The organism is Protofrankia sp. CiP1_Cm_nod1, from assembly GCF_920888515.1.
GTDB lineage: Bacteria > Actinomycetota > Actinomycetes > Frankiales > Frankiaceae > Protofrankia.
Window position 1 is genome coordinate 15,457 of the sequence record NZ_CAKKTM010000047.1, and the last position, 14,394, is coordinate 29,850.

The 14,394-nt window shown below is 71.5% G+C and carries 11 protein-coding genes, 1 tRNA gene and 1 pseudogene; 3 read left to right on the forward strand and 10 right to left on the reverse strand.

Going from position 1 to position 14,394, the window contains the following annotated elements:
* Nucleotides 1-51: 51 nt before the first annotated feature.
* The 4 genes from ftsH to dacB all read right to left on the reverse strand — a co-directional run bounded on the left by ftsH (nt 52) and on the right by dacB (nt 7,445).
* Nucleotides 52-2,235, reverse strand: coding sequence for an ATP-dependent zinc metalloprotease FtsH (ftsH, locus tag NBX02_RS03100; RefSeq protein WP_250284929.1), 2,184 nt, complete (start codon nt 2,233-2,235; stop codon nt 52-54).
* Nucleotides 2,236-2,507: 272 nt separating this feature from the next.
* Complete coding sequence (gene hpt, locus NBX02_RS03105) at nt 2,508-4,283, reverse strand: hypoxanthine phosphoribosyltransferase (RefSeq protein WP_250284937.1); 1,776 nt, start codon at nt 4,281-4,283, stop codon at nt 2,508-2,510.
* A gap of 198 nt (nt 4,284-4,481) precedes the next feature.
* Nucleotides 4,482-5,684, reverse strand: coding sequence for a zinc-dependent metalloprotease (locus NBX02_RS03110; protein WP_250284931.1), 1,203 nt, complete (start codon nt 5,682-5,684; stop codon nt 4,482-4,484).
* A 291-nt stretch (nt 5,685-5,975) separates the two neighbouring features.
* Entirely contained in the window at nt 5,976-7,445 is a 1,470-nt protein-coding gene (gene dacB, locus NBX02_RS03115; RefSeq protein WP_250289912.1) for a D-alanyl-D-alanine carboxypeptidase/D-alanyl-D-alanine endopeptidase, read from the reverse strand.
* A 472-nt stretch (nt 7,446-7,917) separates the two neighbouring features.
* On the opposite strand from dacB, the gene NBX02_RS03120 reads away from it, so the two are divergent.
* A complete protein-coding gene (locus NBX02_RS03120; protein WP_445548229.1) occupies nt 7,918-8,496 on the forward strand; it encodes an inorganic diphosphatase in 579 nt (192 codons plus the stop codon).
* A 179-nt stretch (nt 8,497-8,675) separates the two neighbouring features.
* Here NBX02_RS03120 and NBX02_RS03125 read toward each other — a convergent pair whose 3' ends face one another.
* From NBX02_RS03125 to NBX02_RS03135, 3 genes are all read right to left on the reverse strand, one after another.
* Nucleotides 8,676-8,921 (reverse strand): type II toxin-antitoxin system RelE family toxin, encoded by a 246-nt coding sequence (locus tag NBX02_RS03125; RefSeq protein ID WP_250287111.1) that lies wholly within the window; start codon nt 8,919-8,921, stop codon nt 8,676-8,678.
* 7 nt (nt 8,922-8,928) lie between these two features.
* Complete coding sequence (locus tag NBX02_RS03130) at nt 8,929-9,252, reverse strand: DUF6247 family protein (RefSeq protein WP_250287108.1); 324 nt, start codon at nt 9,250-9,252, stop codon at nt 8,929-8,931.
* Between the two features lie 363 nt (nt 9,253-9,615).
* Nucleotides 9,616-9,687: transfer RNA gene (locus NBX02_RS03135), tRNA-Thr, on the reverse strand.
* A gap of 523 nt (nt 9,688-10,210) precedes the next feature.
* Here NBX02_RS03135 and NBX02_RS03140 point away from each other — a divergent pair.
* Nucleotides 10,211-10,936, forward strand: a complete 726-nt coding sequence (locus NBX02_RS03140; protein ID WP_250287106.1) for a response regulator transcription factor — start codon at nt 10,211-10,213, stop codon at nt 10,934-10,936.
* Nucleotides 10,937-10,959: 23 nt separating this feature from the next.
* Here the strand turns inward: NBX02_RS03140 and ricT are convergent, their stop codons facing one another.
* Nucleotides 10,960-12,114: a regulatory iron-sulfur-containing complex subunit RicT gene (gene ricT / locus NBX02_RS03145; protein ID WP_250289909.1), complete on the reverse strand. Its 1,155-nt coding sequence runs from the start codon at nt 12,112-12,114 to the stop codon at nt 10,960-10,962.
* Nucleotides 12,115-12,454: 340 nt separating this feature from the next.
* Nucleotides 12,455-13,450 carry a crotonase/enoyl-CoA hydratase family protein gene (locus NBX02_RS03150; protein WP_250289910.1) on the reverse strand — a complete coding sequence of 332 codons (996 nt, stop codon included), beginning with the start codon at nt 13,448-13,450 and terminating at the stop codon, nt 12,455-12,457.
* 220 nt (nt 13,451-13,670) lie between these two features.
* Between NBX02_RS03150 and NBX02_RS03155 the strand changes: the two genes are divergently transcribed.
* Nucleotides 13,671-14,006 carry a hypothetical protein gene (locus NBX02_RS03155; RefSeq protein ID WP_250287500.1) on the forward strand — a complete coding sequence of 112 codons (336 nt, stop codon included), beginning with the start codon at nt 13,671-13,673 and terminating at the stop codon, nt 14,004-14,006.
* Here NBX02_RS03155 and NBX02_RS03160 read toward each other — a convergent pair.
* Nucleotides 13,997-14,394 (reverse strand): annotated as a pseudogene (locus tag NBX02_RS03160) (hypothetical protein); the annotation flags it as partial. The gene NBX02_RS03155 and the pseudogene NBX02_RS03160 sit on opposite strands and share 10 nt — an antisense overlap.

Consider the following 14,394-nt stretch of genomic DNA (forward strand, 5'->3'; position numbering starts at 1 on the left):
CCGTGGAGAGGGAGGTGTGCCCGCTGGGAGGTGCGAGGCCGGAATCGGTCGTCAACGGCGTCCCCTGTCGTCGTCGTTCGGCAGGCTCGGGGGCGCCCACGGATCCGAGATCCGCGGGATGGGCGACGACGGCGTCGAGGAGCCCGCCCGGGTGTCCTCCTCCCCGGGTGCCGAGGAGTCAGCAGGGCCAACCGGGGTGGTTGTGGATCCATTCCCACCAGGGGTGCCCGAACCGTTACCGTTGCCGCCGCGGCCGGCTCCGTTCGTCCGGCCGTGCTGCCCGGCGCCAGCGCCGGCACCGCTGCCGGCGACGAGGTCGCTGACGTCGCCGGACTTGTGCAGGGCCAGCTCGGCCGGGGTCATCACCGGTGGCCGGTCGGACGGCAGGCGCTTGCCGACGCCGGTGTAGGAGCCGCGGCTGGGCCGCTTCTCCACGGTCGCGAAGATCTCCAGGACATCGTCCTTGCCGAGCGTCTCGACGTCCATGAGACGCAGGACGAGGTTGTCCAGGACGTCCCGGTAGCGGACGAGGATCTCCCAGGCCTCGTCGTGCGCCGACTCGATCAGCTGGCGGACCTCGGCGTCGATCTCCGCGGCGAGCTCCTCGGAGTAGTCGCGCTGGTGGCCCATGTCACGGCCGAGGAAGACCTCGCTGCTCTCGCCACCGAACCGGACCGCGCCGAGCTTGTCGCTCATCCCGAACTGGGTGACCATGGATCGGGCGATCTTCGTGGCCTTGTCGATGTCGTCGCTGGCGCCCGTCGTCGGCTCGTGGAACACGAGTTCCTCGGCGGTCCGCCCGCCCAGGCACACCGCGAGGTCGTCCAGCATCTCCGACCGGGTGCGCAGATAGCGGTCCTCCTGGGGGAGCTGCATGGTGTAGCCCAGGGCCCGCCCGCGAGGCAGGATCGTGATCTTATGGACGGGGTCGCTGTTCGGCAGCGCGTGCCCGACCAGCGCGTGCCCGCCCTCGTGGTAGGCGATCCGCTTCTTCTCCTTGTCGCTCATCACCCGGTTCTTGCGTTCCGGGCCGGCCATCACCCGGTCGATCGACTCCTCCAGCAGGTCCGAGGAGATGAACTTGTGATCCGACCGGGCGGTGAGCAGCGCGGCCTCGTTGAGCACGTTCGCCAGGTCGGCGCCGGTGAACCCGGGGGTCCGGCGCGCGATGACCAGCATGTCGACGTCCGGCTCGATCGGCTTGCCCTTGGCGTGCACCTTCAGGATCGCCTCACGGCCGAGCAGGTCGGGCCGGTCGACGACGATCTGCCGGTCGAAGCGGCCCGGGCGCAGCAGCGCGGGGTCGAGGATGTCGGGCCGGTTCGTCGCGGCGATGAGGATCACACCGCCCTTGACATCGAACCCGTCCATCTCGACCAGGAGCTGGTTGAGGGTCTGCTCGCGCTCGTCGTGGCCGCCGCCGAGGCCGGCCCCGCGGTGGCGGCCCACCGCGTCGATCTCGTCCACGAAGATGATCGCCGGAGCGTTGGTCTTGGCCTGTTCGAACAGGTCCCGGACGCGGCTCGCGCCGACACCGACGAACATCTCCACGAAGTCCGAGCCGGAGATCGAGTAGAACGGCACGCCGGCCTCGCCGGCGACCGCGCGGGCCAGCAGTGTCTTGCCGGTGCCGGGCGGCCCGTAGAGCAGCACGCCCTTGGGAATCTTGGCCCCCATGGCCTGGAACTTGCCGGGGTTCTCCAGGAACTCCTTGATCTCCTGGAGCTCCTCGATGGCCTCGTCGGCGCCGGCCACGTCAGCGAAGGTCGTCTTCGGCGTGTCCTTGCTGACCAGCTTGGCCTTGGACTTGCCGAAGTTCATGACCCGGTTGCCGCCGCCCTGCATCTGGTTCATGAAGAAGAACAGCAGGAACACCACCAGCAGCACCGGCAGCAGGTTGAGCAGCAGCGACACGATGATGTTGCCCTGCTCGACCTTGACCTCGTAGGGGACGCGCTGCGCCCGCAGGTCGTCGGCGAGCTTCACGGCCTGGTCGGTGACGTACGACGACTCGTACTTCTTGTCACCGACCTTCGTCGTGATCTCGATGCGCTGCTTCGAGTCCTGGATGGTGGCGCCCTTGACCTGCCCATCGGTGATCTGCTGCTGAATGAAGTTCAGGTCACGTTTGGTGTACTCGCCTGAGCCAGACAGCACATTGGTCGCGAGAACGATCACGAGTACGGCCAGGAGCAGCAGAGGCACCCAGCCGCGGAAGATTCTTCTTGGAGTCATCTGCCTGGAGCGCTGGACACGCGCGCTCCACCCTCCTGACGTGTGTGCCGCCCTCGTTCGGGATTCCCTTGTGCCGAGGGTACCGCCGGTACGCGCGCCTTACCGCGCGTACATCCGAGCAACGGGCAACTGATGCGTACTGTTCCGCCGCGCTGCCCCGAATGGGCGGTTCGTAGCGTGACCCGCCGCCACCGGCCCGCCGGATCCGTCGCTCGCGAGATCATCGGCACGGTCCGTGCCATCGCCATCGCCCGCGCCAGGGCGGACGGGGCCTACCGGGCGCCACGCGCGATCGCGTCCGCATGCAGCGTCCCTACGTAGGGTAGCGTACGGTAGTGCTCAGCGTAGTCCAGGCCGTAGCCGACGACGAAGGCGCTCGGGATGTCGAAGCCGACGTACCGGACGTCGATGTCGGCCGCCAGCGCCTCCGGTTTGCGCAACAGCGTGAACACCTCCAGGGACGCCGGCCCCCGCGAGCGCAGATTGCGCAGCAGCCACGACAGGGTCAGGCCGGAGTCGATGATGTCCTCGACCACCAGCACGTCCCGCCCCTCGATCGAGCGGTCCAGATCCTTGAGGATGCGCACCACACCCGAGGACGAGGTGGCCGAGCCGTACGACGAGACAGCCATGAACTCCATGGTCACCGGTATGGTCAGGGCCCGGGAGAGGTCGGCCATCACCATCACCGCGCCCTTGAGGACGCCGAGGAGCAGCACCTCGCGGCCGGCGTAGTCGGCGTCGACCCGGGCGGCGAGCTCCCCGATCCTGGCGGCGATGTCACCGGGGGTGACCAGCACCTCGGCGATGTCGGGGTGCTGGCCGGTCCGCGGGGAAAGATCCGTTCCTGATCCGGGCCTGCCGAAGCCGATCTCGTCGGGCATCGTGTGCGCAGCGGCCACCTGAGTCTCCCTGGAGTGTCCGCGCGGCCGGCCGGCCAGGGCGTCCCGCGCGTGGGTGCTGGACTGGCTCCCGGACCCGCGGGCCGCGGGCTGTGGGGAGGTCTCCTCCCGGCCCGCGGTCCGCGGTCCGGTGGTCTGGAACACCGAGATCCTGCCATCCGCGCGGACGGCGACAACACCGGACGGCAACGGGACGGGCTTCTGCCCACGCCATCTGGTCACCAGATCGTCCATGGCCCGGACATGATCGGCCCGCAGGCCGGTCGGCGCGCTTCCCACGGCCAGGGCAGCCCGGCGCAGCACCCGGGTACGCAGCGCCTCGCTGAGCCCGGCGAGCCCGGCGAGGTCCAGGTCGACCCGAGCGGGCGGCCCGGCCGCGTCCCGGTCATGACCGCGCAGCTGGTGGGGGGGCTGGGGCAGCGTCAGACGCTCGTAGGCCAGCGCCGCGTCGGCGTCGAGCGCGCCGGTGTCGGCCCGTAGCAGGTCCGCGGTGCGCGCGAGCGCCTCGGCGATGCCCGGCCCGATGGTCTCCTCCAGGACGGGCAGCGCCCGGTGCCGGACCCGGGCCCGGGCGAACGCCTCGTCGGCGTTGGTCGGGTCGTCCCACGGTGTCAGCCCCTCGGCGAGGCACGCGTCGCGCGTCGCCGACCCGCGGACATCCAGCAGCGGACGCCTGATCACTCCGTCCAGGCGGGGCATGCCCGCCAGCGACCGGGTGCCCGACCCGCGGGCGAGCCGCAACAGCACTGTCTCGGCCTGGTCGTCAAGGGTGTGGCCGAGCAGCAGCGCGCTCGCCCCCAGCCGCCCCGCCGCGTCGAGCAGGGCGGACCGGCGGGCCTGCCGGGCGGCGCCCTCCGAGCGCGGGGAGTGCGCCGGCAGCACCTCCACGGGGTCGAACCCGAGCGCCCGGCCGCGCGCGGCCACCGTGGCCGCCTGTGCCGCGGAACCCTCGTACCAGCCGTGGTCGACGGTGAGCAGCCCGGCGCGCAGAGCCCGGCGGGGGGCGATGAACGCCAGCGCGGCGGCCAACGCCAGCGAGTCCGCCCCGCCGGAGCAGGCCACGAGCACCAGGCTGCCAGGGGCGAGATCGGCGATCGAGCGCCGGACGGCCACCCGGATCCCGCTCACGGCTCCGCATGCCCGCATCACGCCACGCGCTCCCGCGCCGTCCCGTGCCACGGCATCGTCCGGCGCGCCGGCCCCGTCGGGGGTGGCTCCGGCGGGGCCGGCTCCGGCGGATGTCCCGGCAGGCGATGTCCTGGCAAGCGCGGTGGCATCGTCCCGCGCGGCGGGCTGCCCTGGGCGCGGGCCCCGCTCGTCCTGTCCGGTGATCGACACCCCTGGTCAGGCCGACAGGGACGGGCGCGAGCCCAGCACCCGCTGCATCCAGGCAACCGGATCGACCAGCTCCGCGCGGGTCGGCAGCGTCTCGGGGGACTCCCAGACCAGGTTGAACGCGTCCACCCCGGCCTCGGCGACGACAGCCCGCACGAACGCGCCACCCTGCCGGTACTGCTGGAGCTTGAGGTCCAGCCCGAGCAGCCGGCGGACGAACCGGTCGATCGGCGAACCACCGCCACGCCGGCTGTCGAAACGTGTCCGGATCTCGGTGACGGTCGGCACGACCTTCGGGCCGACCGCGTCCATGACCTGGTCGGCGTGCCCCTCCAGGAGGGTCATCAGCGCCTGGAGGCGGTCCAGGACCTGGCGCTGGGCGGGCGTCTGGAGCGCCTCGACGATGCTCGGCGCGTTCGGCCCGCGGTCGAGCACGGCGCCGCGCACGGCGCTGACGGCCGACTTCACCCGTTCGGCGAGCACCTCCGGATCGAGATCGGTCGCTTCGATGAACGCGCCGATCTCGTTCTCCAGGTGCTGACGCAGCCACGGGACGGCGGTGAACTGGGTGCGGTGGGTCTGTTCGTGCAGGCAGACCCACAGCCGGAAGTCGCGCGGGTCGACCCCCAGCGTCTGCTCGGCGTGGGCGATGTTCGGCGCGACCAGGCTCAGGCGCCCGGCCTGCGCGACGATCGACCGAGCGGGGGAGTCCGCCTCCGCCCCGGCGGCCGGATCCTTGCGGAGGGCACCGGCCGGTTCCCCGGCGGCCGCGCCCGGGGCCGCGCCCGGGGCGGAGCCGGCCGTCCCGGCCTGCTCGGGCGGGAGGAAGACCTCGTACTGCCCGAGGACCTTGCCCGCGAGATAGGCCAGGGCGGTGCCGAGCTGGACGCCGGTGACGGTGCGTCCGACAGCCGAGGACAGCCGGCCCCGCTCCCGGTCAGCGAGCTTGCCCAGCAGCGGCCCGGCGATCACCCGCAGGCCGGCGACGTTCGAACGGACCCACTCCGGACGGTCCACCACGGCGATCGGCGTGGCCGGACCGGCCGGTTCCAGCCGGGTGTAGGCCTGGACATGGCCTTCCGCCTCGACGGCCAGCCGCCGCAGGTCCGCGACCACCGCGTCCGCTTCGGCGCGGGGCAGCTGCGGGCCTGGCCGGACAAGCCGCCGCGCGGTCGCTACGGCGAGGTCCCAGTCGACTGGCTCGGCGTCCACATCCGCCAGCCTATGTCCTCTCCCTGGGGATGACAGCTTTATCGTTGCCATCCGCCGGTCACCGTCGACCATTTCCGCGTCACCGTCGGGTGATTTTTCCGGACGACCACCACCTTCCGGATGTTTCCCCGGCCGGCCGGCCGGCCCGCCGCCGGTGCCGGGTGTCCGGCCCCGGGCACGCGGCCTCCGTCCGGGCGGCCGGCGCCGTGGCGCCGCGCGTCTGCGGACGCCCGCGGCATCCACGTGCGCTCGGCATCGGCATCGGCATCGCGCATCCGTACCGGCATCCGCTCAGCACCCGCACGAGGCGAGCGCGACGGCGACCTGGTCGAGGGCGGCCCGGGTGCTTCCGGCCTCCTCGACCGGGGCGAAGAAGCCGAACAGCAGCAGCCGGCCGTCGGTGTCCACGACCTGGCCGGCAAGGCTTGTCACGATACGCAGGCTGCCCGTTTTCGCGCGTACGTCGCCGGCACCGGCGCGGGTGTCGGGCGCGTTGTACCGGTCACCCAGCGTCCCGGAGAAGCCGGCGACCGGGAGCCCGGTGAGCAGGGTCCGCAGCTGCGGGTGCCCGGGCAGTACGGCGGTCCGCAGCAGCGCCACCAGCGTCGCCGGGGCGATCTGGTTCGCTGTCGACAGCCCGCTGGTATCCGCCAGGTTCGCGCCGGCGGTCGGTACCCCGAGCTCCCGCAGGACGTCGAGCACCGCCCGGGTGGCGCCGTCGAACGACGCGGGCAGGCCACGGGCGTGGGCCACCAGCCGTCCCAGGCTCTCGGCCAGGTCGTTGTCGGAGTAGGTCAGCATCCGTTCGACCAGCAACGGGACCGGCGGGCTGTGGGCCTCGGCGACCTGCCGGGGGCCACCGGAGCCGTCGGTACTGCCGGAGCCGCCGGGCATGGCGCCGACCCCGGTCGACGCGACCCGCACACCGGCCCGGCGCAGCGCCGCCGCGAAGGCGTTCACCGCGGCCAGGTCGGGCGTCGCGCTGCGCGGGCCGGTCGCGCCGGGAGTCGTGCGGCCGCCGTCGGCCTCGAGCGCGGACACCGGCGTGACATTGCCATCGGTGACATAGCTGTCGCGCCATCCCGTCGCGGTGGACGGCCCGGTGAACAGCGTCCCGTCGCCGACCAGCCGGTCGACCTCGGTGATGCCGGCCGCCCGGACCTGGGCGGCCAGCTCCGACAGGCGGGCCGGGGCCGGGTAGCCGGCCGGCCCGGTCGCGGCGGTCAGGGTCGGGTCACCCGCGCCGACCAGCCACAGCGTGCCTCCGGGCGGGGCGGCGGCAGGTGGCGGTGTGCCCGCCGCCCCGGTGCCGTCCGCGCCGACGGCTCCCACCGTGCTGGCTGCCACCTGGCCGTCCGGCACCGGGCCGCCCGGCGTGGCCGGCGGGGTGTGGAAGACCCGGGTCGTCAGGGTCGTGCGCGCATCGAAGGTCGTCAGCGCGGCCGCGGCGACCACGGTCTTCAGCGTGGACGCGGGGGCCACCGCGGTGGTCGACCCGCGGTCGAACAGCGTCGTTCCGGACAGCGCGTCGATGACCAGCCCCACCGGGCTGCCCAGCGCCGGGTTGGCGAGCGGACGGGTGAGCCTGGCGCTGACCGCCGCGGGGTCGGCGACCCGTAGCGTCGGGTCCAGGGCGGGGAAGGGCGCGGCCGCGGGCCGCGGAGCGGGCACGATGCCCGGGCTGTCCGTGGGCGGAACGGAAAGATGACCGGCGAGCAGCGCGGTGGCGATGGCGGTGAGCCCACCGACCCGGCCCGGCATCGGAGGGGTCACGTGCGGGAGACTATGTCCTGTGGCTGATGGCTGCGCCTGTGGCCGACGGCCACGTGGTTATGTTTTTCGCCACCAGCGCGCTCCCGCGGCCGGGGGGATGTGGCCGCTGCGGATCTCCCGGATCGGCCGTGGTGATTCGGCGTGTTCCCGGAACCGGCGGCAGCCCCGGGGAGGGAAGGGCGGGCGTGGAAAAGCATGACCGTGCGGCCCGTGGCTCACGGGCCCGCCGGCCGCGGGCCGGGGTCGGGCCGCCATCGTGGGGAATGCCTTCCCGGGTGGACCCTGGGCTGACCCAGCCCCGGCGGATTTCACCGTGGGCTCCCGCCCTGACAGTGAATCGTCACCGCCGGATCGGCTCGCGACCTTCGAGGTGACGTACGTGGATGCTGACACTGGTAACAAGTACACAACACAAGGGCGCTCCGGACGGGACGCGCCCACAGACACGACAGGGGATGGAGTGGACCTCGAGTTCGATGTGACCATCGAGATCCCGAAAGGGCAGCGGAACAAATACGAGATGGATCACCACACCGGGCGGATCCGGCTCGACCGGATGCTGTTCACATCCACCCACTATCCCTCGGACTACGGCTTCATCGAGGGTACGCTGGGTCGAGATGGTGATCCTTTGGACGCGCTCGTCCTGCTGGAGGAGCCGACTTTTCCGGGCTGCCTGGTCCGGTGCCGGACGATCGGCATGTTCCAGATGAGCGATGAGAAGGGCCCCGACGACAAGGTGCTGTGCGTGCCGGTCGCGGACGTCCGGCAGGAGCACCTGCGGGACATCAGGCATCTTCCGGAGTTCGACCGGCTGGAGATCCAGCACTTCTTCGAGGTCTACAAGGACCTGGAGCCGGGCAAGTCGGTCGAGGGTGCGTCGTGGGTCGGCCGCGCCGACGCGGAGCGGGAGATTCTCGCCTCGATCCGGCGCGAGGAGGAGGATGCCGCCGCGCAGGGGCACCACGACGGTTCCGTGCCGGACGCCGCCGCCCTGGACGTCCCGGGGCACCCCGCCCCGGAGGTCAGGTCGGCCTGACCGGTTCGCCGGACCGCGGGTTCGTTCGGGATCCGCGGAGCGGCACCCGGACGTCTTCCGTTGCGGAGGATCCGTCCGGCGCATGGGCGCCTGACTCCTGGACCGCATCCCCGATGCGGTCCAGGAGTCAGGCAACAGCGCCCACGACCTGTTCCCGGGTCATGGAGCCGGTGCCCTGATCAGCCACTCCAGGTCACGCGGAGCACGGTGATCGTATGAAGATTATCTTCGATGCTGTAGAGCAGGACTCCGTAGGCGCCGAAAGCAGCGGTCCACTGTTCGCTGTACTTGTCGCAGGTGCTGTGCTGCCTGGGGTCGGCGGTCAGCTGGTCCAGCAGCTGGTCAAGTTCACGACGACCCGCAGGTGGCAGGCTGTCTCGTAGCTGTTCGGCGTAGGTCAGCCAACGGACCGTGTACCGGGCCATGGATCTCTTATTTCCTCGTGCTGTCTGCGTGGGGGTAGGTCGTGGTCCCTCCAAGCACGGACAGGTCGCCAGCGGCAAGCCGGCGTCGGTCTTCGGTGGCACCCGCCTGGATCTCGGGATTGGCCGCGAGCACGGCCCAGGGCCACCAGCGGTCGATGACTCGGAGTAGTGGCGCCAGGTCGATGGCGTCATCGACTTCGATGACGGCCGCGTGGAACTCGGCTTCGAAGTCGACGCGCTGATCGGGCCTGAGTGCGGCCCGGATCGCCGGGGCCGTACGCTCAACCCGGTTGCGCACCCCATACGGGGGGATCGTGACATCCACGCTCATGAGATCGATTGTCGCACGGCGCGCCCCCTCGGCCGGCTGGCCGCACCGTGCTCCCGTCCGCGTCCGTCGCGCGAACGACCGGGCTTCTCAAAGAAAAATCACCCGCCGGATGGCCGCATCGGCGACGCGTCGGGCCGGCCGGACTACCGGTTCCGTAGATGCTGTGGAGGCCGACGGCAGCCAGCCGACATGTGGACCATCTCGGCCCGAGAGCGGGTCGCGATGGTGTCATGCTCGCCGAGCGCGTCGGACGTCCACCCATCCGGTACGGCGCCTGATCGCATGAGTTGATAGGTCACCGACCATGAGCTATCTCAACGTGATCGCTGTTGGCTTGGTCCCGCCCTGGTCAGAGGGGGTCTGAGCCGGAGGCGGGGATTGAACCCGCGACCTATCGCTTACGAGGCGATTGCTCTGCCACTGAGCTACTCCGGCGTGTTACTGGCTCCACGGGCTGACCGGCGGTAGGATCACGAACCTCTTGATCATAAATCTTCTGATCGTGAATCTTCCCGCGTTGCCGGCACCCCGAGGAATCCAGCCTCACCGAGTATGCCAGACCGGTCCGGGTGGTCCTGCCGGTCGGTGGCGGGCGCCGCGAAGGAAGGCGGTGACGGTGCTGCGACGAGGGCCGCGGATCTTCGGCGTGGGCGGGGGCCGGCGCGGGCGGGGGCCGGTCGCTCTCCGGCGGTTCGGCGGCCCGGCGAATCCCGCTGATGTGGATGCGACGGTATGGGTGATCGTTCAGGGGTGAGGGCAGGAAGATCATGTTTCTTTCATGTTGCGGCCGGGTCGAGGCCGGGAGTCGTCGAGGGCTCCCGGTCCCGTGTGTCTCCGATGTCCTTTCATTGACAATAAGTAGCCGTTGCACTACTGTAACGTGCCGAAATCGGGGTTCCTCGCACATACCGATACCCCGCTCGCAGCGGTTCCGGAGAGCTTGCGTAGGGTTTCGGCCATGACCGGGGACGCAACTGCAACAGCAACGAGGGGGGCTTCCCTGCTCGTCGCCGAGGACGACGAAGCTTCTCGGGTTGCGCTTGCCCGCAGCCTTGAACGGTTCGGCTATCGGGTGCTCGAGGCGGCTGACGGCGAGACCGCGCTCAAGCTTTTCCAGACGACCGAAATCGACCTCGTAGTGCTTGACGTCGCGATGCCGCGTATGGATGGCTTCGCTGTACTGAGCCGGCTGCGGCAGACCAGCGAAGTACCTGTAATCATGTTGACGGGCCGGGCCGAGGAGGTCGACCGGGTCGTCGGTCTGGAACTCGGGGCCGACGACTACGTGGTCAAGCCGTACTCCCTGCGGGAACTCGTGGCACGGGTACGGGCCAGGCTGCGCCGTCGCCCCGTCGAGCCACCACCGCAGCGCACCAGCGATGGGAACGACCCGCTCGTCTACGGAGACGTTTCCATCGACCTGCGTGCCCGGGAGGTCGCGGTCGCCGGCGAGCGCGTCGATCTCACCGCGCGTGAATACGAGCTGCTCGCTTTCCTGGCGAGCCACCCCCGCCGGGTTTTCAGCCGTGAAGAACTGCTGGAACAGGTCTGGGGCACACGTTTCCAGGATCCGGCGACCGTCACCGAGCATGTCCGCCGGGTGCGGACCAAGGTCGAGGGACGTCCACCGCAGCGTCGGCTCGTCACGACCCTGCGTGGTATGGGATACCGCTTCGATCCGTGATCTCATCGCCGCCCGGCGGCGGGTCAACGGCCGCCGGGGTGCTGCCCGGGCGGGGAGGCCTCCGGGGCGGGCTGGCTGTTGTCCGTGTCACGGGATGCCTGCCGGCGCAGGCGGCGCCGGGTCCGGGCGTTGTCCGGTGGCGGCGCCGCCGGGGCTGCCACCGCCGGGGCCGGGTGCGCGACGGCCTGGTCCGGCGTGGCCAGCGGTGGGGCCGCCGGGCCGGGCACCATCGGATGCACTGTCCCCGCCGCGTCCCCACTGTTGTCCGGGGCCGGGGCCGGGTTTCTGGCGTCCGGGCTCTCGGCGGCGCCCGGCTGTCTCGCCAGGGCGTCCGCTCCGCCCGGGGCCGTGCCCGGCCCGGGATGGGCTGCCTCGTACTCCTTGCGTGAGCCGCAGACGCTCGCCCGGCTACACGCGCATCGCCCGCCACCGGCGTCCAGCCTGACCACGACCCGGTCACGCGGTATGTCGTGGGAGACGACCCGCCCGTCGCCGTCGGGTGTGCTCACCCGGGCGCCCACGGCCGGGACCTCGGCCTTGAACTGTTCGTACAGCGGATGTTCGTAGCGCAGACAGCACATCAGCCGGCCACAGGCACCGCTTATCTTCATGGGGTTGAGCGGGAGATCCTGGTCCTTGGCCATCCGGATGCTGACCGGCTCGAAGTCCGTGAGGAAGGTGGCGCAGCACAGGTCACGTCCGCAGGAGCCGATTCCCCCCTGGATGCGTGCGCTGTCCCGGGCGGAGAGCTGGCGCAGGTCTATCCGGGCCGCGAGGGTACGGGCGAGGTCGCGTACCAGGCCTCGGAAGTCGACCCGGTGGTCGGCGGTGAAATAGATCGTGAACATGTTCTCGGCCGGGATGTGGTCGACACCCACGACTTTCATGGGCAGTTCGTGCTCGCGGATCAGCCGCTTTGCCGTGACGCGCGCCTGCGCCCGGCGTCGCCGGGAGGCCGCGTGCTGTTCGACGTCGGCCGTCTGCGCCATTCCCGCCAGGACCGGAAGCCCGCCGATGTCGTCGCTGACCCACTGCGGCGCCCACATGCATTCGGCTACCTCGGGGCCGGCGTCGGTGGGGATGAGAACCTTGTCCCCGACCTTCGGCGAGTATGGTCCGGGATCGGCGTAGTAGAGCCGTCCACGTGGCGAAAACGTGACCGCGCACATCATTGGCATGCCGTCCGCACCGTCCTCCCGACCGTCGGCTCCGGGCTGGGCCCTCCCGGCCGGACCGCTGGCCGGGGCCCGCTCTTAACATCTGGCCGCCGAGCCGGCATCCGGCCGGGACCACCAGCCGACGATGCCCGCTCCGCCCGACGCGGGCGCCCCCTCCGCCCGGCACGGACGTGGCCGCGGCCGGACGCTGCCGTTGCGTCAGCCTATCCGTCCCAGGGACGACGATCCGGTATATGAGCGAGGCGGTTCCGCCTGCCCGCCTGCCCGCCGGGCCGGCGCGGCCGGGTGACGTCCGTGCCGGGGCCTGCTGGCGGCTCGTGGCGCGCGCGGGGAACCGAGATCATCGGCCGGTGAACCGTGGCGGCCGCCGCTGTCTGAAAGCCGTCACCGCCTCGGCGAGGTCGTGGGAATGGAGGAACGCGGCGTTCCAGGCCCCGACATAGCGCAGCCCGGCCTCGACCGCGGCGAAACGGGCATTGCCCAGGACGTCCTTGACGCCCTGTACGACCAGCGGTGGGTTGGCCGCCACCTCGTCGGCGAAGGCGTGCGCGGCGGCGAGCGCGCCGGCCGGGTCGGGCAGCACATCGTTGACCAGGCCGATCCGCTCGGCGCGGGCGGCGTCTATGTCCCTGCCGGTCAGCGCGAGCTCCCGCAGGTGCCCGTCCCCGATGATGGCGGGCAGGCGCTGCAGGCTGCCCAGGTCGGCGACCGCGCCGACCTTCACCTCCCGGATGCTGAACAGCGCCTCGGCGCTGGCGTACCGGACGTCGCACGCGGCCAGCAGATCGACCCCGCCGCCGACACACCAGCCGCTGACCGCGGCGACGACAGCCTTCCGGCTGTACGCGACAAGGTCCAGCGCGTCCTGCATGGAACGCAGCCGGTGGAGGAAACCGGTGCGGAACCGGGCCAGGCCGCCGTCGCCGTCGCCCGCGATGTCGCCCAGCTCGGCCAGCAGCGCCAGGTCCAGGCCGTAACAGAAGTGGCTGCCGGAGCCGGTGAGCACCACCGCCCGCACGGTGTCGTCGGCGTCCAGGGCGGTGAACACCTGCGGGAGCTCACGCCAGAAGTCCGCGCCCAGGGTGTTGCCCTTGCCCGGGCCGAGCAGCGTGACCCGGACGACCGCGCCGTGGCGTTCGACGCGCAGTGACACCAGCGGCTGTGCCGGCGGTTCGGCGAACAGGTACGGCTCCAGCGGGATCGGCTGCCGCCGCCCGGTCCGCCCGTCCGCGGGGCTGGCGACATGGGTCGCGCCGGCATCACCGGAGCGGGCCGTGCGGTCGTCGGTGGAGGCGGTGTCGCCGTCCGCGGCGGCTTTCACTTCGAGCCCGTCCATCATCGGACTCCCTCCTGGTTCGTCTGGTCCGGATGGCGCCAGGCCGCGCCGGTGGGCATCGCGAACGGGCGTCGCGGGGTGGCTCGTCACGCGACAGCCGGGTCGTGAATATCCGAATACTGGGCGGTCGGAAAGCCTGGGCACAACCTACCGCCGAGTAGCCACCGGGCCGGCCGGTGGAAAACTCGACAGCCCACGGGAAGGCTCTACTCTCGACAGGATGAGCAACCTGACGCAGCCCGCCAGCCGGCCGACTTCCCGGGACACCGGTGAGGAATCCACCGCCGGTGAGGAATCCGAGGCCACCGGCGACATCGTGCCTGCCGCCTCCGGCGGCGTGGTCGTGGCCACCGGGGCGAAGGCGGTGGGCGCGTTCGCCGTCGGGGCGCTGGCCCTCGGCGCGACGGCGCTGGGCGCCCTCGCCGTGGGCGCGCTCGCGATCGGACGGCTGGCGGTCCGACGGGCGCGGGTGGGCAGCCTCCAGATCGCGACGCTCGACGTCGAGCGCCTTCGTGTGCGGCGGCTGGAGATCATCAACAGCGCGGGTCAGCGGTAGAGGAGCGCGCTGCCGCTGCCGTCGAGTCCCGGTGACTGCGCGAGATAGTTCATCGACGAGCTCGACCGCAGACCGAGATCGAGCGTTGCCGCCACGCAGGCGTTGTACGAGTTCACCACCAGCCGTCCCTGGACCCGGATCGTCGACCCGGCCACGTCCGTCAGATAGAGATCGGCTATGCAGCCGAGATCCGGGTAGGAGGCCCGGCCCACGTTCTCCCCGATGTCACCGTTGGTCAGAGTGATCTTCACCGTGTACGCGGTCGAGCCGGGCTGGCTGACCGTCCCGGACCACGAGCCCGGGAATCCGGCCGGCATGTCGTAGCTCTTCGGCGCCGGTGCCGGCGCGGCCGCGGCGGAGCGTCCGGCGGCCGGTGCCGGCCTGCGGG